General features: G+C 62.2%; 16 protein-coding genes. 10 read left to right on the forward strand and 6 right to left on the reverse strand.

Features of this window, described 5'->3' with window-relative positions:
• Positions 1-44: 44 nt before the first annotated feature.
• From AADX97_RS15920 to AADX97_RS15940, 5 genes are all read left to right on the forward strand, one after another.
• Positions 45-3,464, forward strand: coding sequence for a helicase-related protein (locus AADX97_RS15920; RefSeq protein WP_374231718.1), 3,420 nt, complete (start codon positions 45-47; stop codon positions 3,462-3,464).
• A gap of 35 nt (positions 3,465-3,499) precedes the next feature.
• Entirely contained in the window at positions 3,500-6,829 is a 3,330-nt protein-coding gene (locus AADX97_RS15925) for an Eco57I restriction-modification methylase domain-containing protein (protein WP_374231719.1), read from the forward strand.
• 105 nt (positions 6,830-6,934) lie between these two features.
• Entirely contained in the window at positions 6,935-8,020 is a 1,086-nt protein-coding gene (locus tag AADX97_RS15930) for a helix-turn-helix domain-containing protein (RefSeq protein WP_374231720.1), read from the forward strand.
• A gap of 215 nt (positions 8,021-8,235) precedes the next feature.
• Positions 8,236-8,751 carry a DNA-processing protein DprA gene (locus AADX97_RS15935; protein WP_374238950.1) on the forward strand — a complete coding sequence of 172 codons (516 nt, stop codon included), beginning with the start codon at positions 8,236-8,238 and terminating at the stop codon, positions 8,749-8,751.
• A gap of 23 nt (positions 8,752-8,774) precedes the next feature.
• Positions 8,775-9,422, forward strand: a complete 648-nt coding sequence (locus AADX97_RS15940; protein WP_374231722.1) for a hypothetical protein — start codon at positions 8,775-8,777, stop codon at positions 9,420-9,422.
• Position 9,423: 1 nt separating this feature from the next.
• Here AADX97_RS15940 and AADX97_RS15945 read toward each other — a convergent pair whose 3' ends face one another.
• A complete protein-coding gene (locus AADX97_RS15945) occupies positions 9,424-10,737 on the reverse strand; it encodes a nucleoside recognition domain-containing protein (RefSeq protein ID WP_374231723.1) in 1,314 nt (437 codons plus the stop codon).
• A 673-nt stretch (positions 10,738-11,410) separates the two neighbouring features.
• Between AADX97_RS15945 and AADX97_RS15950 the strand changes: the two genes are divergently transcribed.
• The 5 genes from AADX97_RS15950 (at position 11,411) to oadA (ending at position 19,376) form a co-directional block, all read left to right on the forward strand.
• Positions 11,411-13,660 (forward strand): phosphoketolase, encoded by a 2,250-nt coding sequence (locus AADX97_RS15950; protein WP_374231724.1) that lies wholly within the window; start codon positions 11,411-11,413, stop codon positions 13,658-13,660.
• 136 nt (positions 13,661-13,796) lie between these two features.
• Positions 13,797-15,140 carry a four-carbon acid sugar kinase family protein gene (locus tag AADX97_RS15955; RefSeq protein WP_374231726.1) on the forward strand — a complete coding sequence of 448 codons (1,344 nt, stop codon included), beginning with the start codon at positions 13,797-13,799 and terminating at the stop codon, positions 15,138-15,140.
• Positions 15,141-15,297: 157 nt separating this feature from the next.
• The gene (locus AADX97_RS15960) at positions 15,298-15,774 is read left to right on the forward strand and encodes a DUF29 domain-containing protein (protein ID WP_374231727.1); all 477 of its coding nucleotides are present in this window, start codon (positions 15,298-15,300) and stop codon (positions 15,772-15,774) included.
• A gap of 329 nt (positions 15,775-16,103) precedes the next feature.
• The gene (locus AADX97_RS15965; protein ID WP_374231728.1) at positions 16,104-17,522 is read left to right on the forward strand and encodes an acetyl-CoA carboxylase biotin carboxylase subunit; all 1,419 of its coding nucleotides are present in this window, start codon (positions 16,104-16,106) and stop codon (positions 17,520-17,522) included.
• A 30-nt stretch (positions 17,523-17,552) separates the two neighbouring features.
• Positions 17,553-19,376 (forward strand): sodium-extruding oxaloacetate decarboxylase subunit alpha, encoded by a 1,824-nt coding sequence (gene oadA, locus AADX97_RS15970; RefSeq protein ID WP_374231729.1) that lies wholly within the window; start codon positions 17,553-17,555, stop codon positions 19,374-19,376.
• A 234-nt stretch (positions 19,377-19,610) separates the two neighbouring features.
• Here the strand turns inward: oadA and AADX97_RS15975 are convergent, their stop codons facing one another.
• From AADX97_RS15975 to AADX97_RS15995, 5 genes are all read right to left on the reverse strand, one after another.
• The gene (locus AADX97_RS15975) at positions 19,611-20,951 is read right to left on the reverse strand and encodes an MFS transporter (protein WP_374231730.1); all 1,341 of its coding nucleotides are present in this window, start codon (positions 20,949-20,951) and stop codon (positions 19,611-19,613) included.
• On the reverse strand, positions 20,948-22,174 hold the full coding sequence (locus tag AADX97_RS15980) for a YbfB/YjiJ family MFS transporter (protein WP_374231731.1): 1,227 nt from the start codon (positions 22,172-22,174) through the stop codon (positions 20,948-20,950). Before AADX97_RS15980 ends, AADX97_RS15975 begins: the two co-directional genes overlap by 4 nt.
• A complete protein-coding gene (locus tag AADX97_RS15985) occupies positions 22,171-22,668 on the reverse strand; it encodes a DUF2919 family protein (protein WP_374231732.1) in 498 nt (165 codons plus the stop codon). The genes AADX97_RS15980 and AADX97_RS15985 overlap by 4 nt, the downstream gene beginning before the upstream one ends.
• Before the next feature lie 73 nt (positions 22,669-22,741).
• The gene (locus AADX97_RS15990; protein ID WP_374231734.1) at positions 22,742-23,119 is read right to left on the reverse strand and encodes a hypothetical protein; all 378 of its coding nucleotides are present in this window, start codon (positions 23,117-23,119) and stop codon (positions 22,742-22,744) included.
• 24 nt (positions 23,120-23,143) lie between these two features.
• Positions 23,144-23,392, reverse strand: coding sequence for a hypothetical protein (locus tag AADX97_RS15995; RefSeq protein WP_374231736.1), 249 nt, complete (start codon positions 23,390-23,392; stop codon positions 23,144-23,146).
• Between the last annotated feature and the right edge of the window lie 155 nt (positions 23,393-23,547).

The following is a 23,547-nucleotide window of genomic DNA, read 5'->3' on the forward strand; positions in this document are numbered from 1 at the left end:
CCGAGCCTCGGTTAAGGCGAACCATAGGAACACAGGATCGCGCCATGCCCAGAATTTTCGACAACATCGACCTCGACCTCCTGCCGGCCCTGCGGGAGACGCTGGCGGTCGGCGCACGGGCCGATTTCTGCGTCGGATATTTCAACCTCAGGGGTTGGCGGCACCTGGCGGACAGCATCGACCACTGGATTGGCGGTGACGGGCACTGCTGTAGACTCTTGGTCGGCATGCAGGTCGCGCCTTCCGAGGAGCTGCGTCGGTCGATGCGTATGCAGCATCAGGATGACGCGCTGGACAACCAAACCGCCTTGCGAGAGAAGCGCCGTTTGGCCGAGGACTTCCGGCGTCAGCTCGCACTCGGCGTGCCGACCAACCGGGACGAGGCGGCGTTGCGTCAGCTTGCTCTTCAGCTTCACCACCGTCGGATCGTCGTTAAGGTCTACCTGCCTCATCCGCTTCACGCCAAGCTCTATCTTGTCCACCGGCAGGATGTGAACAACCCCATGACCGGCTTCGTCGGCAGCAGCAACCTCACCATGGCCGGGCTAGCCGCGCAGGGGGAGTTGAACGTCGATGTGCTGGAGCATGATGCCTGCGCCAAGCTCGCCGATTGGTTCGAAGACCGTTGGCGCGAGCGCTGGTGCATCGATATTTCCAAGGAGTTGGCAACGATCATCGACGAGAGCTGGGCGGCGGATCGGCTGGTGACGCCTTATCACGTCTATCTGAAGATGGCGTATCACCTGGCGCAGGAAGCGCGTACCGGGTTGGTCGAGTTCCGCATCCCCGCCATCTTCGGCGACGCGCTCTTCGACTTCCAGGTGGCGGCGGTCAAGATCGCCGCGCACCACCTCAACAAGCGCGGAGGGGTCCTGATCGGCGATGTCGTCGGCCTGGGTAAGTCATTAATGGCCACGGCTCTGGCCAAGATTTTCGAAGATGACCATGCGACCGAGACATTGATCATCTGTCCAAAGAATCTGGTCTCCATGTGGGAGGACTACGCTCACCGTTACCGGCTCCATGCCAAGGTCATGTCGCTCTCCCGGGTGATCACCGAGCTGCCGGAAAAGACGCGTCGCTACCGGGTCGTGCTGATCGACGAGTCCCACAACCTACGCAACAAGGAAGGCAAGCGTTGGCGGGCCATCCGTGACTACATCGACAAGAACGACAGCCATTGCATCCTGCTTTCAGCGACCCCTTACAACAAGACCTACCTGGATCTCTCCGCCCAGCTCGGGTTGTTCCTAAGAGAGGATGCCGAGATCGGCATCCGCCCGGAGCGCAAAATCACGGCCTTGGGTGGCGAGCACGAGTTCATCCGCCGCCACCAATGCCCCGTTCGCTCACTCGCCGCATTCAACAAGAGCGATGACCCGGACGACTGGCGCGACCTGATGCGCCTGTACATGGTGCGCCGCACCCGTGGTTTTATCATGCAGAACTATGCCCGGGAGGACGGGCTTGGGCGTTACCTGAGTTTCCCGGACGGCACCAAATCCTACTTCCCGAGACGCGAACCGAGGAACGTCAAGTTCCCGATACGGGACTCGGACCCCCATGACGCCTACGCGCGTTTCTACTCGACCCCGGTCGTCGACACCGTCAACTCGCTTGTCCTGCCCCGGTACGGTCTCGGCAACTATTTGTTGCCCACACCCGAACATCCCCCGACCGCCCAGCAGGGCCAAGTGATCGAGGGTTTATCCCGTGCCGGTACGCGCCTAAAGGGGTTTTGCCGTACCAACCTCTTCAAGCGCTTGGAGAGCGCCGGCCCCGCATTCCTGCTGTCCATCGAACGGCACATCCTCCGCAACTTTATTGTCCTCCACGCAATCGAGCAGGGTCTGGACATCCCGCTCGGGACGCAGGGCGCAGAGCTGCTCGATACCCGGTACCACGACGAAGACCCCGACGACACCCGCGCTGTTCCGGATGAGAACGGGAACGACGAGGCGGACACGGACGATTCCGAGGTACAAGCCATTCTGCGCACGGGGCTACGCACCGAGACCGACTTCCGCGACCGCGCAAAAACGATTTACGGCGTCTACGGCGGTCCCTTCAAGAAGCGCTTCAAGTGGCTACCTTGCCATCTCTTCATCCCGGCCCTCGCCGATGACCTGCTCGCCGACGCGCGCGCCCTGATTGCCGTTCTGGAAACCTGTGGGGATTGGGACCCGAGCCGCGACGCCAAGCTCGCGAAGCTGACCAAGCTCATCAGCGAAGACCACGGCAAGGAAAAGCTCCTGATCTTCACGCAATTTGCCGATACGGCACGCTACCTCGTCGACCAGCTCAGGGCACAAGGGATTAAGGCCATCGACCAGGCCACCGGACAGAGTGCGGACCCCACGGAATTAGCCTGGTGCTTCTCACCGGTCTCCAACCAAAAGCGCGGTGAGGTTGCCGCGAGCGACCAGCTCCGCGTGCTGATCGCGACCGACGTGCTCTCCGAAGGCCAGAACCTCCAGGATTGCGCCATCGTCGTGAATTACGATCTGCCTTGGGCCATTATCCGGCTCATCCAACGTGCCGGACGCGTGGACCGCATCGGGCAGCTTTCGGACCGCATCCTCTGCTACTCGTTTGTTCCCGCGGACGGCGTGGAGCGTCTCATCCGGCTGCGCCAGCGGGTACGTCAGCGTTTGATCCAGAACGCCGAGGTGGTCGGCTCGGACGAAAGCTTTTTCGACGACGACAAGAACGATCAGGTCATCCGTGATCTCTACACGGAGAAAAACGGCATCCTCGACGATGACGGGGACACGGAGGTGGACCTTGCCTCCTACGCCTATCAGATCTGGAAGAACGCCACCGACGCTGACCCCGGCCTGGTGCCGACCATCGAGGGTCTGCCCGACGTCGTCTACGCCACCAAGGCCCATCCGCCGACGCCCGGTGCACCGCCCGGCGTCCTCGTCTACACGCGGACCGCCCAGGGAAACGACGCCCTAGCCTGGATCGACGAGGCCGGCAATGCGGTGACCCAGTCCCAGCTGACCATCTTGAAGGCCGCCGCCTGTGCGGCGGACACGTTGGCGCTGCCCCGCACGGAGGAGCACCACTCGCTCACCGAGAAGGGACTTTCGCACATCATGGAGGAGGAAAAGTCTCACGGAGGGGCCCTCGGTCGCCCTTCCGGGGCTCGCTTCAAGACTTACGAACGACTCAAGCGCTACCGCACCAAACTGGGTAACACACGCGATCTCTTCATCACCGACGAGCACGTTCGCCAGGTCGATCGGGCCTTGGAGGAGATCTATCGCTACCCCTTGTTTCAGTCCGCGATCGATGCCCTGAATCGCCAACTCAAAGCCGGGGTCGACGACCACCAGCTCGCCGAGTTGGTGCTCAGGCTCCGCGAGGACGGCCGTCTGTGCCTGATCGCAGAGGAGCAAGAGGACCGCGAGCCGCGACTGATTTGCACACTGGGCCTGGCGTCGGCGGCGACACAATAAGGACACACTCGAATGATCACGGAGTTCAAACGCGCATGACACTGGATTCCGTACGATTTCAGAGACTGCTGAATGCCTTCGACCTCGCTCGGCTCTTCAACGAGTTGGGTTGGGACCACGCGGCGTTCGGTCCTCAAGAGATCCAGGCGGACGGCGGCCTCTTCACACTGACACCAATCGCCCAGAAGCGTGGCGTGACGGTGTTTCGATGTTCGCCGGACGATGCGGGACGGATTCCGCTGCGCCCTGTGCTGCTGAAGATCGAAAAGGAAGCGGCCAAGCTCGCCCATGAGCATCTGCTGGTGTTTACCGATGCAGCCGAATTCATGCAGACCTGGCTGTGGGTGTTGCGCGTCCCGGGTCAACCAACGGTCACGCGCACCCACACCTGGCACCGGGGTTCCAGCGGCGAATCCCTACGCCAGAAATTGGGCCACATCGTTTGGTCACTGGACGACGAGGAGGCGATCACACTCACCGACGTCATCACGGGACTCCGACGCGCCTTCGACCGGGATAAGGTCTCCAAACGTTTCTACGAACGGTTCAAAACCGAACATCAAGCCTTCTCGGGCTTTATCGAGGGGCTCGCCGACGCCACCGACCGGGCCTGGTATGCCTCCCTGATGCTCAACCGCCTGATGTTCGTCTACTTCATTCAGCGCAAGGGATTCCTCGACGGTAACCCCGACTATCTGAAGGACCGACTGCGCCGCCTCCAGAGCGAGTCCGGCAGTGGTCATTTTCACTCCTTTTATCGGCTGTTTCTGCGCCGCCTATTCCATGAAGGTCTCGGCCAACCAAGGAGCGACCGCGCCGGGGATCTCGCCGCACTGGTCGGAGACGTGCCCTATCTCAACGGCGGTCTGTTCGCACTACATGAGTTGGAAGATGCGAACCCGTCGATCGACATCCCGGACCAGGCATTCGAGCGACTCTTCGAGTTCTTCGACGCCTATGACTGGCACCTTGACGACCGTCCGTTGCGCACCGGCACGGAGATCAATCCCGATGTGCTCGGCTACATCTTCGAGAAGTACATCAATCAGAAACAGATGGGGGCCTACTACACCAAGGAAGACATCACCGAATACATCAGCAAGAACACGGTCATTCCTTATCTGCTGCAGCAAACGCGGGCGCAGTGTCGGGAAGCGTTCGCCGGACCCGCATCGGTCTGGAGTCTTCTTTCGGCTGATCCGGACGGCTACATCTATCCGGCGATGAAGACCGGCGTCGTGGACGCCAACGGCGCGATCGTTCCTGAGTCTGAGCTGCCCGAATTCGTTCGGATCGGCATGCACGACCCGAAGGCACGCATGTTCGACCGTCGCTATAACCTCGGCGAAGCCCTGTTTCATACGCCAACCGGGGAACGTGGCACCCTGCCGACCGAGACTTGGCGGGAGTACGTCGAGCGTCGTAACCGATGCCTGGAGGTGCATGCGAAACTCGCCAGCGGCGAGGTGTGCGAGATCGACGATCTGATCACGCTGAATCTGAATATCCGTCAGTTCATGCAGGATGTGATCGATACCTGTGACAGCCCGCTTCTTCTCAAGGCTATCTGGCATACGATTGTCGGCCGGATCCCGGAGAAGTCGACCGAGCGGTTTCGACGCGGCATCGCGGTCCTCGACCCGACCTGTGGGTCGGGCGCCTTCCTGTTCGCGGCACTCAATGTCTTGGAGCCGCTCTACGAGGCATGCCTCGACCGCATGGAAGGATTCATCGAGGATGCCCGCAAGCTGGGCAAGCCAGTCGACAAGGAATTTGCCCGCGTGCTGGAAGAGGTCGGGCGCCATCCGTCCCGGCGCTACTACATCTACAAGTCCATCATCCTCAACAACCTGTTCGGCGTGGACATCATGGCCGAGGCGGTGGAGATCTGTAAGCTTCGGCTCTTTCTCAAGCTGGTCTCGCAGGTCGATAGCGGGCAAGAGCTTGAACCCCTGCCGGACATGGACTTCAACATCCGCTGCGGAAATACCCTGGTGGGCTATGCCACCGAGGCCCAGTTCGACGAGGCATCCAAGTTCTTCAACAGCGCCCATCGTGCCGAGATCAAGGCCAGGATGGCCGATCTATCCGAGTCTTTTGATCGCTTTCGCGAACTGCAAACCGTGCACGGCGCAACTGTGACCACGGAGGACAAGCGTCGTCTACGCGACGCTCTCGGAATCCTAAGCCTCGAGCTCGACCGTTATCTGGCACGTGATTACGGTATCGACCCCGACAATGAAAGCACCTTCGCCGCATGGCGTACAAGTCATCAGCCTTTCCATTGGTTCGCGGAGTTTTATGGGATCACGCTGGAGGGCGGATTCGATATTGTGATTGGGAATCCTCCCTATATTCAACTCAGTGAAATCAGAGGTTATCAGATTCGCGGTTATTCCTGTACTGATTGCGGGAACATCTATCCTGTTCTACTTGAGCGATGTTTATCCATTGCCGGTCAGCACGGGAAACAGGGTTATATTGTTCCGGTTTCATCCATCTCAACAGACGGTTATCGCTCACTGCAGGAACAATATCGCAATCAGCGCGTGCACATCAGCTGTTATGATGACCGACCATCAAGGCTTTTTGACGGTCTTGAGCATATCCGGCTGGTTATTTTTCTTTTGTCAAGAAGCTCCGAACCTGAGTGGCTATCAACTCGCTATCAAAAATGGAGTACTCCAGAAAGAGGGACATTGTTCGAACGCCTGGCGTACATTCCGGTAACGGAGGGGATCGTCCGCAATTCCATTCCTAAGCTGACTTCAAGACTTGAACTTTCAATACTTTCGAAGCTTGCTTGCTTTGTGATGACAATCGGAGGACGGTCTGTACGATCCGGACCGCACTCAATCAGTTTTTCTCGAAAAGTTGGTTACTTTCTGCAAGTTTTGGATTTTCAGCCGCGGGTCTTGGATGGAGCTGGTAATCTTCGGCCACCCAGCGAATTCAAGCTTCTCAGTTTCGCTAGCGCTGAGGAAAGAACTTCCGCCCTTGCGCTTCTCAACTCGAACCTCTTCTACTGGTTTATAACTATCTTCTCAGACTGCCGCCATCTCAACAAAAGAGAAATCGACGCTATGCCCTTTCCGGATGTGCTGCAACGACAAGGAGCACCGAGTCGCCGACTACAAGAGCATTCCGATGCGCTCATGACCAATCTCCGGTTGACCGCTGACACTAGGATAATGCGGTTTCGCCATGATCGACTTGAAATTGAATGCATTATTCCAAAGCGCAGTAAGCATCTCATTGACGCTATAGACTTGGATATTGCCGACGGTTTTCGATTTAGTTCGGAAGAAACCGATTTCATCATTAACTATGATATAAAATTCCGCATGGGCGGTGTCGAGGAATGACGCCCATGGCTCGTTGCTTCCATATCCTTCTGATTGGCCGAATCAACTGTCCCTTCCAGAGTTGGGATTCCTGCGAAAGCGCTTTTCTGCTCGGGAGCCCAAGCGATGGATGAGCACGCCGGTCCTCGGGCGGAAACCCTGATCGCCAAGCTGCTGATTCAGTCGGAAACAGCCCGCTTCGAGTCCAAGCGGGTCTCGGGAAAGATGGTCGGCAAGGCCCTCGAAACGGTCTGTGCCTTTGCCAATACCTCCGGAGGCACCCTCGCCCTTGGGCTAGAGGATACCGCCAAGGCAAAGGGTGCCGACCGGCTCTATGGACTGGCGGAGAATCCGGAGGCGGTCGACGAGTTGCGTCGCAAGACACTCACCCACTTGCTCCCGGCTTTGGACGGTCTGCGTTGGGTCAGGGTCGCGTGTCGGTTACGCGACGGGACGGAGGGCCATGTGATGCTCCTCCGTGTGCCGCAAAGCCCCAAGGTGCATTCCATTCTGGACAACGGCACCTGGACCCGGTTGGATGCCAGCAACCGGGAAATGACCGCCTCCGAGATCACCGAGCTGGCCTACCGTCGAGGCGTCATCACGGCCGAATCGGAGCCCGTTCCCGTGCCGTTCGAGTTGCTGGAGACCGAGACCTGGCAGCGTTTTGCGACCAACCGGGGCTTTCTCACCGGCGACCTGGCGGACCGGATGTTTCGAATCGGGCTCGCAAAGCGGATCGCGGGGGAACTGCAACCGGTACGCGCCGCGGTGTTGTTGTTCGCCGAGGAGCCCGGCGGTCTTCTGGCGGCCCAGCAGACACGGGCCGACGTGCGCGTGTTCCACTACAGAGGCAATCGCGTCGAACCCGGCTCGGTACCCAACCTGCTGAAGCCGCCTAAGACGATTTCCGGACCCCTGCCCGCGCAGATCGCCCGGGCCAGCGCCTATGTACTGGACTCACTAGCGGCTGGGTTGACCCTCGCCGCATCCGGTTTCAAGACGGTCCATCGTTATCCGGAGCGGGTGATCAAAGAGGCCATCACCAACGCCGTGATCCACCGCGACTATCGTCTGGGAGCAGGTGAGCGACTGGATCGACCGCAACGGCCCGTTGGCCAACAGCGACCTGTGCCAAATCGCGGGAGTCGACACACTCAAGGCATCCAAGATGCTCAAGCGCTGGGTCGAGCAGGGTGTGCTGTTGCGTGACGACTCCGGCGGCAAGCGTCACACCGCGTACCGTAAACCCGTCCCGGACAGCGACGCCGACGCAGAGACTCCATTATCTTCACCGCTGGATAATGGCGACGAAGAATGAAAAAAAATTATTATTATCAATGTTATGTTGACATTTCCATTATCCGTTCGGCCCCGGAAACCGCTGGATTGCAAGACCCTTGACCCCGACACCGATCCCTTTTCCCGTGCGAGCAAGCCAACTGCTCACCGGCATGAAACCCGACCACCTGCGCGCTGTCGGCAACACTGCCTTGCTCGAAGAACCCTTGCTTGGCCTGCTCGTCTCCCGAGACTGCCCAGGCCGCGTTCTTCTGGACACCCTGGAACTGATTCCCCAGTGGGTGCGGGATCAGCGGATCATCCTGAGCGGCTTCCACTCGCCGTTGGAGCAGCAAGTCCTGCGCTCGGTGCTGCGGCGCAATGGCCGCGTCGTGAAGATACTGGCGCGCGGGATGCGCGAGTACCGTCCACCGCAGACGGAGCGCGAGCCGCTGGCGAACGGCAACATGCTTGTCCTAACGACATATCCGGACCGCGTCCGGCGCACAACCCGCGCGACCGCATTGGAACGCAATCGGCTGGTTCTCGCCCTGGCGGCCGAGTTACTCACCCCTTACGTCTCGCCGGGGAGCGGGCTGGCGGACATTCTGACTGAGCGCGCACGCGTAACGACACTCGCAAAGGAGCATGACAAACCGTGACAGACCGCCGGATACGTGGAATCTTGGAGCAACTGGAACAGGTTCGCGAGGATCTGCTCGCCCTGTCCGACGATATTTGGAGCAGCATCGACCACAACGACAGCCACGCCTTAGATGAAGGTGTTGCCTTCAAAAAGGCATACAACGCCAAGATGGCGGCGTTCGACCAACTGGCGGGCGAGCTCTCGACGCTGGTGCAACAGTTCACTGCTATCGACCTCGCCGAGCCTGCCTCGTCCAGGGGCGAGCCGGCGCACACGCGTGACGGTATCGTCCGTGATCTCGATCGGCGAGAGCCCCACAGCCTTGAAGAGGACTTCACTTACAAGCGCCCCTATGGCTATCGGCTTGGCGATGAGGCGCAATCCGGCGTAACCACTTGGCGGCGCCTATACGAGCTGATTTGCCTTCACCTGGCGCGACATGACCCCGAGCGGTTCTCTCGCCTTCCCGATGAGCCGGCCTTCACCACGCGCCGGGGCAATCCTTACTTTACGCGTGATCCTGTTGCGCTCCGAGCGGCCATGGCCCTTCCCTCCGGGATCCAAGCCGAGGTCAACCTCTCGGCAAATCACCTGAGGGATCAGATCAAGGCGCTATTGAACTACTTTGGTATCGATCAAGCGGCGCTCAGCATCTACCTGCGGCAGGACCGCGATGCCGACGCTTGAGTTAGAGGGCCGCGAAAAGAAACGAACAGGCGGCCACCGCCGCGATGATCGCAACCACATCGGCGGTCAGTGCCGCGGCCAGGGTGTGGCGAATCCGCCGGATCCGCACGGCGCCGAAATAGACCGCGAGCACGTAGAAGGTGGTTTCGGTCGAGCCCTGTAGGGTCGAGACCAGATAGCCGACATAGCTGTCCGGGCCGATGGCGGGGTCGTTGATGATGGAGGCCATGACGCCGTAAGCGCCGGAGCCCGACAACGGGCGCAGCAGGGCCATCGGCAGGGCCTCGGCAGGCAGGCCGACGCGCGAGGTAAAGCCGCCGAGCAGGTTGACCAGCACGTCCAGCGCACCGCTCGCGCGGAACATGGCGACCGCGACCAGGATGGCGACCAGATAGGGAATGATCCGCAGCGCGACCTGAAAGCCCTCTTGTGCCCCTTCCACGAAGACCTCGTAGACACGCACGCCGCGCAGCACACCGAACAGCAGAAATCCCAGCATCAGCGAGGGCACGATCCAGGGCGAGACGCGTTCGCCCCAGAGGATCGCGGCCGGGATGAGCGCGACCACGCCGCCCAAGGCCAGGATCGAGACCCACACGGGATAGGCGCCCGGATCGGCAGGTAGGTCGGCGGATGGATCGACACCGACCGCCTCGCGTTCGGCCGGAATCGCTTCCGGGATCGGAGCGGTTGGCTCGGGCGGTCCGACAGGCGCGAAGCGCTGATAGAGCCGGGCCGCCAGGATGGCGGCGGCGGTCGAGCAGAGTGTCGCGAAGAGTGTTGTCGGCAGGATCCCGGCCGGATCGCTCGACCCCGCTGCGGCACGCAGCGCGATCACGCCGGTCGGCAGCAGGGTGACGCTCGAGGTGTTGATGGCAAGGAAGAGCGCCATCGAGTTGGTCGCCGTGCCGGGTCGCGTATTGAGCTTATCGAGCTCCTGCATCGCGCGAATACCGAAGGGCGTCGCGGCATTGCCCAGCCCGAGGGCGTTGGCCGACATGTTCAGGATCATGGCACCCATCGCCGGATGGTCGGGCGGCACCTCCGGAAAGAGGCGCGTCATCAGCGGGCGGATCAGGCGCGCGATGACGACGAGCATGCCGCCGGCCTCCGCGACCTTCATCAGTCCGAGAAAGAGCGTCATCACCCCGACCAGGCCGATGGCCAACTCCACCGCACCGGTTGCCGCCGCCAGCATCTCGCTCGACAGCACGGCCATGGGCGTCTGTGCATCCTCGACGACGGGTAGGGTCAGCTCGCGCCAAGCCGTCGCGAGGAAGCCGATCAGGACGATGCCGAAGAAGATCCCGTTCATGTCAACCGCGTCATGCGGGATATGTGTTGGTTCGGGGTTGGGTTTGGTGTCGCAGCATCCTGCGGCCTCTGTCGGTGACGCGGTTTAGAGATTTCGAATTCTTTAGGCGATTTCCGGGAATCAACATCCCACTGCGCAGACGACTCCGCCGGAAGTGCCGCCAACGGTCGTCGCGAAGCGGCGACACCTCCCGGGATAGACGACTTGCAGTCGTCCTCTTCGGCCGACCCGGCAGCCCTAGAGCGTCGGGTAGAGCCGCGACCCCGCCGGCACTCAGGACGCTTAAAAAAGGACGACTGCAAGTCGTCTATCCCGGGGAGTGCTGCTTCTACGAAACGCGTTTTGGATGGTACCTCGCAGGCGGCGACGGGGCTTGCGGGAATTGTCGGAATCAGCGGTCTGTTTGGAATCGAAAGAAGGAGCCGGGCCGTCGAAATCCCAATATTTTGCATTGTGAAATCAAATATCGGCAGACGTTTTCCGAGCAAATTTATATCAAGTATATGATTTTAAAATAATATTTCTCGCTCGCGAGAAATATTCCGTATTGTGAAATAGATTACCTATTGCGGAATCCCCTCCGCGTTTCTAGTTTGCACCCAACGCCGCGGCGCATGCGTTCCCGCCCGCCGCGACAACCGACCAGAAACGACGAAAAACGAGGAGAGACATCATGACTGCATCCGCCATCACCCCTGCCCGGACGACGACATCCGATTTCTGCAACGGCGTGCTGCACTTCGCCAACCTGCCGCCCGACTTCGAGCGCCTCGGCACACGCCCGGCGATCGTCGAGGGCGCCCATCGGATCGAGGAGATCGACGAGGCGGCGGTCTATCAGACCCGGCTGATGGCCGATGCACTGCGCTACACGACCCTGCAGCTCTGTGCATCGAAGGAGTCCGGACATCCGGGCGGCTTTGCCAGCTCGGCCGATGCCTATGCGGCGCTGGTGATGCTCGGGCACACCAACATCCTGACCGAGGTCGGTCACCACGCGCCGGGCTTCTACAGCGCCATGTTCCTGGATGGATCTCTTGAAGCCATGGGCATCAGCGACATGCATCAGCTCCAAAAGCGGTTCCGCGAGCGCGACGGGCTGCTCGGTCACCTCTCGGGTGCCATCCCCGGTCTGCTCGCCCCGGCCGGTCCGCTCGGCCAAGGCCAGCACTTCGCGATGGCCGCGGCCTATCTGCATCGCGAGACGCTCTTCCCCGTGACGATCGGCGACGGCGGCTTGGGCGAGCCCTATATCCTTTCGGCTTTCAAGCACTTCCACACCGCCTATCCGGAGGTGACGAACTTCCTGCCGGTGCTGATCTGGAACGGCTTCAGTCAGGAGCACCATTCGATGGTCTCCTTGATGGACAACGCGCGGATGCTGGCCTACTGGCGTGCGCACGACTTCGGCCGGGTGATCCTGATCGATGCGAAGGACTATGACGATGCCGGGCAGGAGGGCGACTATGTCGACAGCACGCTGTTCGGCGACGCCGCCCGTTCGGCCTTCACCCGTGCGGTGCTCGAAGGCATGCAGGAGGCCGAAACCTCCGCGCTCGGCGGCACCATGACCTGCTTCATCGTCAAGCAGCTCAAGGGCGCGGGTGTGCATGCCACGGGCGCCAAGTCGCACAATCTCTATCCGGGCGACAACGCGACCAAGCCGAACATCGCCGCCGCGCTGGAACGCGGCGCGCTGGCCCCGGAGGCCTGGGCCTTGGTGCGGACCAACATGCAGCGCGCCGGCGGCGGCCCGGCCGGCGAGACCGCGGTGACCGAGTCCGAGCGGGTGCCGAGCGACATCGGGACCTTGCCGACCCGCGCCTTTGCGGTGGGCGAGAAGGCCGTGCCGGCGAGCGCCATGGCCGAGATGGTGGCCGAGCTGGGTCGGCGCGATCCGCTGTTCGTGGTGACCAACGCCGACGGCAACGAGGCGTCGAACATGAAGGCGATCAACGAGGCGCTGAAGATCCGCCATCCGACCGAGGACGGGCTCTACAACCAGTCCCCGACCGGTCAGGTCTACGAGCCGCTGAGCGAGGACGCCTGTGCCGGCTTCGCCGCAGGCTTGGCGCTGTTCGGCGGGCGTTCGCTCTGGCTGTCCTACGAGAGCTTCGCCATCAACGGTTGGCCGATCGTGCAGACCGTCGGCCAGGCGATGGCGGAGCTGCGGCGCAAGACCCCCGCCTTGGTGACCATGTTCACGGCCGGGGCATTGGAGCAGGGCCGAAATGGCTGGACCCATCAGCGCCCGGAGATCGAGAACTACATCGGCGGTCAGATGCGCAACGGCAACGTCTACCTGCTCTATCCGGCGGACGCCAACCAGATGCAGGCCGCCTACGGCTGGGCGACCGAGCAGCTCAACAAGTGCATCAGCATCATCGCATCCAAGTCGGCGCTGCCGGTCTATTCGACCCCGGAGCAGGCGCGCGAGGCGATCGAGCAGGGTGCCGTCTGTTTGGCCGATACCGGACATGGCGCGGCCGGGACGGTGGTCTTCGCGGTCACCGGTGACATGGTGGCGCTGCCGGTGTTCGCGGCCAAGGAGACACTGGAGCTGGCAGGGTACCGAGTGCGCATCGTCGCCGTGGTCAACCCGCGTCGGCTCTATCGTCCGAGTGACGTGGCCTGGCGCCACTCGGCCGAGCCGGACGATCGATTCATGTCTGATGCCGACTTCCAGACGCTCTTCGACGGCGATGCCCTGATCGCTGTGAGCGGCGGCGGGACGGTCGCCTTGGAGCCGGTGCTGCTGCGCAGTCGCGCGGCCGCCCGTGATCTGTTCGGATGGCAGCGTGGGGAGACCACGGCCAGCCCGGCCGAGATCATGGCCTTCAACGGCATCACCGCCGAGGCGCTCGACCGGCGCGCCCGCGAGCTGATCGCGGTGGTTCAACCCGCGCTCGACAACGCTGCCTGACGGGAGACCGGAAGCATGTCGGGGCGAATGAATTCGCCCCTACAGCACCTACGGCTCCTTCTGATACGCTCAGTTGGGGTGCTTGTTCCCGGAAATCGCCAAAAATCCCAATACTCGTCGGGCGGAGATGACCCTCATGACCAGCAACCCAAACACCAAGATCATCGTCATCGACGACGACCCGACAGGGTCCCAGACCGTCCACGGCTGTCTGCTGCTGACGCGCTGGGATCCGCAGACCCTGATCGAGGCGTTCGACGATGCCTCGCCGCTCTTCTTCGTGCTGAGCAACACCCGGGGTATGGATGCCGCGGAGGCTGCACGGGTGACGCGCGAGATCTGCGTGAACCTGCGCACGGCGATGGATCGGCTCGCCGGCGGCGGCCGGACGATCCAACCGCTGATCGTCAGCCGTTCGGACTCCACCCTGCGCGGCCATTATCCGGTGGAGACCGATGTGATCGCCGAGGAGCTCGGCCCCTTCGATGCCCACTTCCTGGTGCCGGCCTTCTTCGAGGGCGGGCGGGTCACGCGCGATGGTGTCCACTATCTGATGGTCGACGGGGTGCCGGTGCCGGTCAACGAGACCGAGTTCGCGCGAGACTCGGTGTTCGGGTTCAGCCACGCTTTTCTGCCCGATTATGTGGAGGAGAAGACCGGCGGGCGCATCGCGGCGCAGGCCGTCGAGCGTTTCGGTCTGGAGGATGTCCGCGGCGACGTGGGCCCGCGGCTGCGTGCCTTGACCGGGAACGTCTGCGGCGTGGTGGACGCCGAGCGCCAGGCGGATCTCGACAGCTTTGCCCGTCAAGTCTTGACGGCGGCGGGCGAGGGCAAGCGCTTCCTGTTTCGCAGCGCGGCGAGCCTGCTCACAGCACTCGCTGCACTGCCGCCACAGCCGGTCGCCCCGTCGGCCATGTCGACCTATGTCCGTGACGGGCGGCCGGGCGTGGTCCTGATGGGATCCCATGTCGAGAAGTCGACCCTGCAGCTTCGCCATCTCATCGATCACACGGACGTGCTACCGGTCGAGATCGACTTGGACCGCCTGCTCGCCGAAGAAGATGATCTGCTCAGGGACCTCCTCGGCCGGCTCGAGATCGCCCAACAGGACGGACGCGGCGTCGTGCTCTTCACCAGCCGAGGCGAGCGACGCTTCCCGAGCGCGGCCCAGCGGCTCGCCTTCGGCGAGCGGGTCTCCGGCTTCCTGGTCAAGATCGTGCGCAATCTGCCGCAGGAGATCGGCTTCCTGATCAGCAAGGGCGGCATCACCTCCAACGACACCCTTAGCCAGGGCTTGGCCTTGCGCACCGCGCGCGTTCTCGGACAGATCCGCGCCGGCTGTTCGGTAGTGCGCTGTCCGGAGGATCATCCGCGGTACCCGGATCTGCCGGTGGTGATCTTCCCGGGCAATGTGGGCGGGGATGAGGCGCTGGCGGAGGCGTACCGGATTCTCGCAGACTCTAAACCGCGTCCGGTGTGACCCACGATCTATTCATAGGGATGCGGGCTCGGAGCGACTTCCAGACCTCGGAGTCGACGCGGTTTAGAGGATTTAAACTGGATTTTCGGTGGTTTGACGGGCTGTATCGGTGCCGACCATACTCGTGGGTGTCACCATGATGATTCGGGACCAGGCGATGTCGAGACCGCAACCCTTTGTGCAGGAGGACGCTCGGGCGCCCTATCCGGCCTACGATGACGACCTCGTCGGGTGGGCTGCAGCGAATGCCGCCTTACTTAGAGCAGGCCGTCTCTCGCAGGTGGACGCCTTGCACCTAGCCGAGGAGTTGGATGACTTGGGAAAAAGTGAGCGTCGGTCCCTGACGAGCCATCTGGGCAATCTGATGCTGCACCTTCTGAAATGGCAGTTTCAGCCCGGGTTGCGGGGCCCGAGTTGGCGGCTCTCGGTCAACAATGCGCGCGCGGCGGCTGCCGAGATCCTCGAAGATAGCCTGAGCCTGCACCCGGCCCTGTCGGTGCTCGTCCACAAGGCTTACCCGCTTGCCCGTCGCAACGCGCTCGCCGAAACAGGGCTTCCCGATACAAGGTTTCCGCTTGACTGTCCCTATGCAATTGACCAACTGCTCGACGATAGCTACTGGCCGAGTTCTTAGGTGATTTCCGGAAAAGGACCTACCGGCAGAGCCGGAACCAGGAAAAGTGGTCGAAGGCTCTACTCGTTGTCGTTGTCGTTGTCGTAATCGGATTCCGGACTCTCACGGAGACACGGAGAATCCGAGATCTTTCCTCCGTGTCTCCGTGTCTCCGTGAGAGATCCCAGAAACTGATCGGTGCTCAGCAGCGGCCCAAGCACGTTTGATCCCGTCATAGAAACCCTTGCAGAATCCCCCGCATTCGTTATATTGCTGCACAGCAGCATAGACGCGAGCCGATCTCGCCCTGTTTCCTTGGCCGCTTTGCCGGCCGCTCCAGAGGCAAACCAATGCTTCGAAAGATCCTGATCGCCAATCGCGGCGAGATCGCGGTGCGTGTGATTCGCGCCTGTGCCGAGATGGGTATCCGCTCGGCGGCCATCTACTCGGACGCCGACCGTCATTCGCTCCACGTCAAGAAGGCCGACGAGGCGTACAGCCTCGGCAGCGATCCGCTGGCTGGCTATCTAAATGTCCACAACATCGTGAATCTCGCGCTCGCCACGGGCTGCGATGCGGTCCATCCCGGCTACGGATTTCTGTCCGAGAATCCCGAATTGGCAAGCGCCTGCGTCCGGCGTGGTCTGACCTTCATCGGTCCGACCGCCGAGGTGATCGCCCGGATGGGCGACAAGACCGAGGCGCGCCTCGCGATGCAGAAGGCGGGTGTCCCGGTCACGCCCGGTAGCCCCGGCAATCTAGAAGACCTGGATGCCGCGCTGCGCTGTGCCGAGGAGATCGGCTATCCGGTGATGCTCAAGGCGACCTCGGGCGGCGGCGGGCGCGGGATCCGCCGCTGCGACGATCCCCAAGCGCTGCGCAACAACTACGAGCGCGTCATCTCCGAGGCCACCAAGGCGTTCGGACGGGCCGAGGTCTTCCTGGAGCGCTGCGTGGTTAATCCGCGGCACATCGAGGTGCAGATCCTCGGGGATCATCACGGCAACTGCGTGCATCTCTTCGAGCGCGACTGCTCCATCCAGCGGCGCAACCAGAAGTTAATCGAGATTGCGCCGTCGCCGCAGCTCGACGAGGCACAGCGCCAGTATGTGAACGGACTGGCGGTGCTTGCGGCGCGAGCCGTGGGCTACACCAATGCGGGCACCGTCGAGTTCCTGCTGGACGATGACGGGCGCTTCTACTTCATGGAGATGAACACCCGCATCCAGGTCGAGCACACCATCACCGAGACCATCACCGGTGTGGATCTCGTCGAGGAGCAGATCCGTATCGCGGCGGGTCTGCCGTTGCGCTTCAAGCAGCATGAGATCGGTCGGCGTGGTTACGCCATTCAGTTTCGCGTCAACGCCGAAGACCCGAAGAACAACTTCTTGCCCAGCTTCGGGCGCATCTCGCGCTATTACGCCCCCGGCGGTCCGGGCGTGCGCACCGATGGAGCCATCTACACCGGCTATACCGTCCCGCCGCACTATGATTCGATGCTGGCCAAGGTCATCGTCTGGGCGCTCAATTGGGACGACGTGGTCAACCGCGGGCACCGGGCGCTGCGCGACATGGGGCTCTACGGGGTCCGGACCACCATCCCCTTTTATCAAGAGATCCTGCGCCATCCGGATTTTCGCTCCGGACACTTCAACACCGGTTTCCTGGATGCGCATCCGGAGCTCTTGAACTACTCGACCAAGCGCCGCCGCGAAGACATCGCCGCCGCCCTCGCCGCCGCTGTTGCGGCGCATGCGGGTCTCTAATACCGAACCGAGCCGAGCCGAGATCGACACATGCCCAAGATCAACATCACCGATGTCATTCTGCGCGATGCCCATCAATCTCTGATCGCCACGCGTATGCGCACCGAGGACATGCTGCCGATCTGTCCGAAGTTGGATGCGATCGGCTACTGGTCCCTGGAATGCTGGGGCGGCGCGACCTTCGACGCCTGCGTGCGTTTCCTCAAGGAAGACCCTTGGGAGCGTCTGCGCAAGCTGCGCGAGGCGCTGCCGAAGACCCGCTTGCAGATGCTGCTGCGGGGTCAGAACCTGCTCGGCTACCGGCATTATTCGGACGACGTGGTGCGCGCCTTCGTCAAGCGCTCGGCCGAGAACGGCATGGACGTCTTCCGCATCTTCGATGCATTGAACGATCTGCGGAATCTTAAAACCGCGATCGAGGCGACCAAAGCCGCCGGCAAGCACGCACAGGGCACCATCTGCTATACGGTCAGTCCGGTCCATGACGTGCCCGGTTTCGTGCGCATGGGTAAGGATCTGGCGGCGATGGGGTGCGACTCCATCGCCATCAAAGACATGGCCGGGTTGCTGACGCCCTTTGTCGCCGCCGATCTGGTCAAGGCCCTGAAGGACAGCGTCGATCTGCCGCTGCACCTGCACTCGCACGCCACCTCGGGCCTGGCGGACATGTGCCATCTCAAGGCGATCGAGAATGGCTGCGACACCATCGATACCGCCATCTCATCCATGGCCGGCGGGACCTCCCATCCGCCCACCGAGAGCATGGTTGCCGCGCTTCGGGGGACCCCCTACGACACCGGCCTGGATCTCGAGGCGATCCAGGAGGTCGGCATGTACTTCTATCAGGTGCGCAAGAAATATCACCAGTTCGAGAGCGACTTCACGGGTGTGGACACCCGGGTGCAGGTCAATCAGGTGCCCGGCGGCATGATCTCCAATCTGGCCAACCAGTTGAAGGAGCAGAACGCACTGGATCGGATGAGCGCGGTGCTCGCGGAGATCCCGCGCGTGCGCGAGGATCTGGGATATCCGCCGCTGGTCACGCCGACCTCCCAGATCGTCGGCACCCAAGCGGTGCTCAATGTCCTGACCGAGAAGCGCTACCAGACCATCACCAACGAGGTGAAACTCTATCTTCAGGGCCGTTACGGGCGTGCCCCGGCGAGTGTCAATCCGACCTTGCAACAGCAGGCAATCGGCAGCGAGGAGCTCGTCGAGTGCCGGCCGGCGGACCTGCTCAAGCCGGAGCTCAAACGGCTCGTGGAGGAGATCGGCGAGGTGGCGACCTCGGAGGAAGACACACTCACCTATGCCATGTTCCCGGAGATCGGTCGCGCCTTCCTCGAGCATCGCGCCGCCGGGACCCTGCATCCGGAGCCGCTCGAGCCGCCGCCGAGTGCCGTCGGCGACAAGGCTGCACCGACGGAGTTCAATATCGCCGTCCACGGAGAGACTTATCATGTCAAGGTGACGGGCGCAGGTCACAAGGGACTCGCCGAGCGCCACTTCTATCTGGACATCGACGGCATCCCCGAAGAGGTGCTCGTCGAGACACTGGACGAGGTCGTCCTGACGGGCGGCGCGGAAGGCGCCGTGAAGAAGGCCATCACGGGCAAACGGCCGAAGCCGACCCAACCTGGTCATGTCACCACCTCGATGCCGGGCAACATTGTCGATGTGCTGGTCAAGGAGGGCGATACGGTGACGGCCGGTCAGTCGGTCTTGGTCACCGAGGCGATGAAGATGGAGACCGAGATCCAGGCGCCGATCGGCGGAACCGTAACCGGGATTTTCGTCAGCAAGGGCGACGCGGTGAATCCGGACGAGGTTCTGGTCGAGATCAGCGGCGCTTAAACCGCGTCCATTGGGGCATGCGGTGTCGATACGGGTCGGTCGGGGTGGCAGCGCCCATGAAGGTTGGAGTCGAGGCGGTTTAAGGTGATTTACGGAACGTTGGAGTCTCGTAGGTTGTGCTGACGATAAGAAGCACAATTTCGGCCCGAGCAACGAATCCAATTGTTGTCGATTACGATTACGACAACGACAACGACAACGACAACGAACCTCAGGGTTTCGAGAGCTTGGGGTCTACCAAACCAGCTCCCCGGCATCATGCGCCTCGGCCACCGCGCGTCCGCGACGCTCGTCGACGCGTAACGCGACAACCAGGGCGACGGCGAACAAGAGTACACAGAAGAGGATCGCAGTCTGCAGGCCCACCAGGACTTGAAGGAGTCCGATCGCAAGCAATCCGAACATCCCGGCCAGCTTCATGGACAGGCCCCAGAAGCCGAACAGCTCGCCCGAGCGCGATAGCGGCGAGAAGAGTCCGACCAGTGTTCGCGTAGCGGACTGACAGGCGCCGAGACTCAGGCCCGCCACGCAGCCGACCACCAGGAAGATGTACTGGGCCGGCCAATCGCGTCCCAGGACGTCGCGCGCCAGCTCGCTCAGGAGCGGCGTGAGGTAGATGAGCGCGATCGCCAGTATCCACATGACCAGGGTGATCACATAGGTCCGCAACGCCCCGAGCCGGTCTTGGATGAATCCGAATCCGAGCGCCCCGACGGCCGCGGTGATCTGCACCAGGACAAACATCAGCGTCCGCACCGACTCGTCCCAGCCGATGACCTGCGCGCCGTAGATGAATGCGTAGGCGATGATGATGTAGATACCGCTCATCGAGAAGAAGACCGAGACGAACAGCACGCCCAGATCGCGATGGGTGCGCAGATGGGTCAGCGTCTGGCGGACCCTTGCGATGCCCATTCGCATGAGGCCGGTGCCGGGGGGCAGGGCGCGTGCCCGACCGCGCTCGCGTACCCAGAAAAAGGTCGGAATGGCCGCAATCAGGAAGAAGGCGGCGGCCCAAGGACCGACCCAACGGATTCGCTCGAAGTTCTCGGCGCTGACATCGCCCAAGACCAGCAGCACGAAGACCGCCGAGACCATTCCGCCGACATAGCCCAGCGCCCAACCGAATCCGGAGATCTTGCCGAGATCCTCGGGCGGGCCCAGTCCGGGCAGGAAGCTGGCGATGAAGGCCTCGCCGATCGAGTAGGCGAAGTTCGAGATGATCAGAAGCAGTACCCCGAGCAGCGCATAGCCTGGCGCGACGAAATAGAGCGCCGCCGTCGCGATGACGGTCAGGAGATAGCTCGCAAAGAGGAAGCGTTTCTTACTCGCCGTGTAATCCATGATGGCGCCGGCGACGGGGGAGCAGACCACCACCAGCAGATAGCTCGTGGAAAGCGCCAGGCTCCAGAGCAGATTGCCGAGGCGATAATCCGGCGCATCGCCGACGATAACCCGCGTGAAGAGGTCGCCGAAGACGACCGTGATGATCAGCAGCGTATAGGCCTGGTTGGCGAAGTCGAACATCGCCCAACCGAAGATTTCGCGTTTCGATGCGCGGATGCGTGTCGTCATATCGGCCCTTGATGGGTTGGCGATCGTGCGGTCGGCGGATTCGGCGCGATCCGGGTCATGATCTGCAAACAGATGAACCCGAGCACCATTAATCCTGCCACGACCAGCAGGGATCCGTCGAAGGTTCCGCTGATCTCGGCGACCTCGCCGGCGAGGACGGGGCCGAGGATCTGGGCGATCCCGTAACCGAGGGTCAAGCGCGCCATGATCTGCGCCGGATGCGCGGGATAGCGCACGCCGACCATGGTCAGGACCAAGGAGACGATGCCGATGAATGTGAATCCGAACAGTGCGGCACTCAGGATCGCGGCGACGAGCGATCCGCTGACGACCGGCAGGACGATCCCGATGATCTGCAGACCGTAGGCGACCTGGAGCGTGCGCAGATAATCAAAGCGCCGGGCGATGCGATCCCAGAGGATCGGCGCCGGGATCGCGGCCACGCCGACGAGGAGCCACATCCAATCGCCCAAGCCCTGCAGAAGCGGCTGCTGCTCGGTGATCAACACCGTGAAGGTCGCATTGATGACATAGCCGAATCCGGCGCAGACATAGGCGCCTTGGAGCAGCCACAACCAAGACGCGCCGGGCTCTGGCGCGGCGCCGAGGTGGCGGGGCGTGAGCGGCTGACCGCGATCGGGCGTGGGCAACCCCAGCCACGCGGGTATCAGCAGCACGGCGCCGACCAACGTCAGGGCGAGCCACTGACCTTGCCAGGACCAGACCAGACCCGCGCCCGCGACCACCAGGACGCCGACCAGGATCCCCAATCCGATCCCGCTGAAGTGCACCCCGAGCTCGCTGCGATGATCATGTCGGATCAGCCAGTTGAGGATCAGACCCGAGCCCAGCATCAGCCCGGCGGCACTGCTCAGTCCGGCAAGATAGCGGCTGACGCCCCAGAGGATCGGCGACTCTCCCATCGCCATCATGAGGGTCGTGATCACGGCCAAGAGCAGACCGCCGCGATAGAGCCGGTCCTTGATCCGAAGATCCCGGAGTCGACTCACGATCAGGACCCCGGACAGGTAGCCGAGATAGTTCCAACCGGCCAGCCAGCCAGCGAGTGCCTCGCCCATGCCCGTTTCGCTTTGCAGAACCGGGATCATGGGCGTATAGGCAAAGCGTGCCACGCCCAAGGTCAGAACCAGGGCGCAGATCCCGGATGCCAGAACGCTCCAGTGGCTCGGTTGATGTTCGTATGGATGGTCGGGATGCTTCACGCGTCGTGGCGCCCCGGACAGTCCCGAACGACATCCGCGACGAGGCGCGAGCGCCAAAGATAGAACGGCACCGCGAGACTCAGTAGCAGCGAGGCCAAGAGAGTCTCGTCGATCGCATCGCGCAGCGGCAGGCTCGAGCCTGCCAAGGTCGCGACCAAGAGACCGAGATATATGAGGATCGACAGCGTGAGGATCTCCCGTGCCCGTCGCCAGATCCGGCGCACCCAGCTCGGACAGGGTCGCCGCCGTCGGAATCCCGCTGCCATGACGAGGGCGGCCGGGAGATCGGCGAAGATGAACTCGGGTCGCACGAGATTGCGTAGTATTTCGATCTCTTCCCCGGTCGTCGGCAGAAAGGTGATCCCCAAGAGCAGCAGATGACGCACCAGGAAGACCAGTACGAGCCAGAGCAGGATCGGTGTCTTCAGGAGCAGGTCGTCGTCGTAGCGATGGCTGGCGTAGCGCGGCCGGCGATCGGGATGCGCTAGGCTCATGACGCCCCCGCACCGGGCGACGATCGGGTACCCGACGGGAGGTTACAGGATGCAGGTAAGCAGGCGGATGCGCTCAAGGCGGCGGCGCTTCGTCGAGCTGCGCATAGATGCAGTTCAACGCAGGGGTGTTCGTGCCCGTCGGGAAGAAGCTGTTGATGTCGGTCGCGTAGGTCGTTCGGTCGATGCGGCCGTAATAGAGCTTGCTGGTCTCGTCGAGGAAATAGTCGTTGTCGTCGCCGTTGCTGATGTTGATGACGTAGTTCAGGGGCTGATTGCCGAGATTAAGATGACCGCAAGCGGCGGCGATCTGATTGTAGAAACCCTCCACACCCGGCTTTTCGATCAGGCTATCCGGTGCGACCAGGTTACCGCCGCAACCGAACAGCGCCAGTATGACGACGCCGGTCATCACCAGAGTGGTCCGCACGCGCAAGTGCTCGAGTGTTTGCATGATTCGTTTTCCTCAGGTTGACACTCATCGAATCCAGCTTGGGTCGAACGGATCGGGCTGAAACGCGCGATATTTGGCGACACCGTACGCCAAGTGATGCACGGACTGAAGGAAATTCAGCTCCGCCCAGGCATCGAGGGGCCAACCGGTCCGGTCTCCGCGTTTGTCGAGCATAAGATCGGAGAACATCGCGTCGAATGCGTCCGGGTCGCCCCAAGCGAGTCGAAGGCGTTCGATGACATGTGGAAACCTCTCCTCCAAAACGGAGACCATGGCCGTCGCTCCTCAATGGTGCGCGTCGCTCGCGGAGATCGACTTCGGTGGATTCGATCCAAGGCCCGGGGTTCGCCCGGCGCCTGGTCCTCCCGGGTTCGAGATACGGTGCCCGAATCTTCTGCGTGCGCCCCGGTCGCCGTATTCTCGCGAGC

It is taken from the genome of Thiocapsa sp. C2-2m, assembly GCF_041903745.1.
Taxonomy (GTDB): Bacteria; Pseudomonadota; Gammaproteobacteria; order Chromatiales; family Chromatiaceae; genus Thiocapsa; species Thiocapsa roseilacustris.

Excerpts from the sequence above, each read along its gene's own strand:
- AADX97_RS15930 (WP_374231720.1), top strand. The coding sequence starts at position 6,935 with ATGGATGAGCACGCCGGTCCTCGGGCGGAAACCCTGATCGCCAAGCTG.
- AADX97_RS15960 (WP_374231727.1), top strand. The coding sequence starts at position 15,298 with ATGTCGAGACCGCAACCCTTTGTGCAGGAGGACGCTCGGGCGCCCTAT.
- oadA (WP_374231729.1), top strand. The coding sequence starts at position 17,553 with ATGCCCAAGATCAACATCACCGATGTCATTCTGCGCGATGCCCATCAA.
- AADX97_RS15945 (WP_374231723.1), bottom strand. The coding sequence starts at position 10,737 with ATGAACGGGATCTTCTTCGGCATCGTCCTGATCGGCTTCCTCGCGACG.
- AADX97_RS15965 (WP_374231728.1), top strand. The coding sequence starts at position 16,104 with ATGCTTCGAAAGATCCTGATCGCCAATCGCGGCGAGATCGCGGTGCGT.
- AADX97_RS15955 (WP_374231726.1), top strand. The coding sequence starts at position 13,797 with ATGACCAGCAACCCAAACACCAAGATCATCGTCATCGACGACGACCCG.
- AADX97_RS15950 (WP_374231724.1), top strand. The coding sequence starts at position 11,411 with ATGACTGCATCCGCCATCACCCCTGCCCGGACGACGACATCCGATTTC.
- AADX97_RS15920 (WP_374231718.1), top strand. The coding sequence starts at position 45 with ATGCCCAGAATTTTCGACAACATCGACCTCGACCTCCTGCCGGCCCTG.
- AADX97_RS15990 (WP_374231734.1), bottom strand. The coding sequence starts at position 23,119 with ATGCAAACACTCGAGCACTTGCGCGTGCGGACCACTCTGGTGATGACC.
- AADX97_RS15995 (WP_374231736.1), bottom strand. The coding sequence starts at position 23,392 with ATGGTCTCCGTTTTGGAGGAGAGGTTTCCACATGTCATCGAACGCCTT.
- AADX97_RS15925 (WP_374231719.1), top strand. The coding sequence starts at position 3,500 with ATGACACTGGATTCCGTACGATTTCAGAGACTGCTGAATGCCTTCGAC.
- AADX97_RS15975 (WP_374231730.1), bottom strand. The coding sequence starts at position 20,951 with ATGACGACACGCATCCGCGCATCGAAACGCGAAATCTTCGGTTGGGCG.
- AADX97_RS15985 (WP_374231732.1), bottom strand. The coding sequence starts at position 22,668 with ATGAGCCTAGCGCATCCCGATCGCCGGCCGCGCTACGCCAGCCATCGC.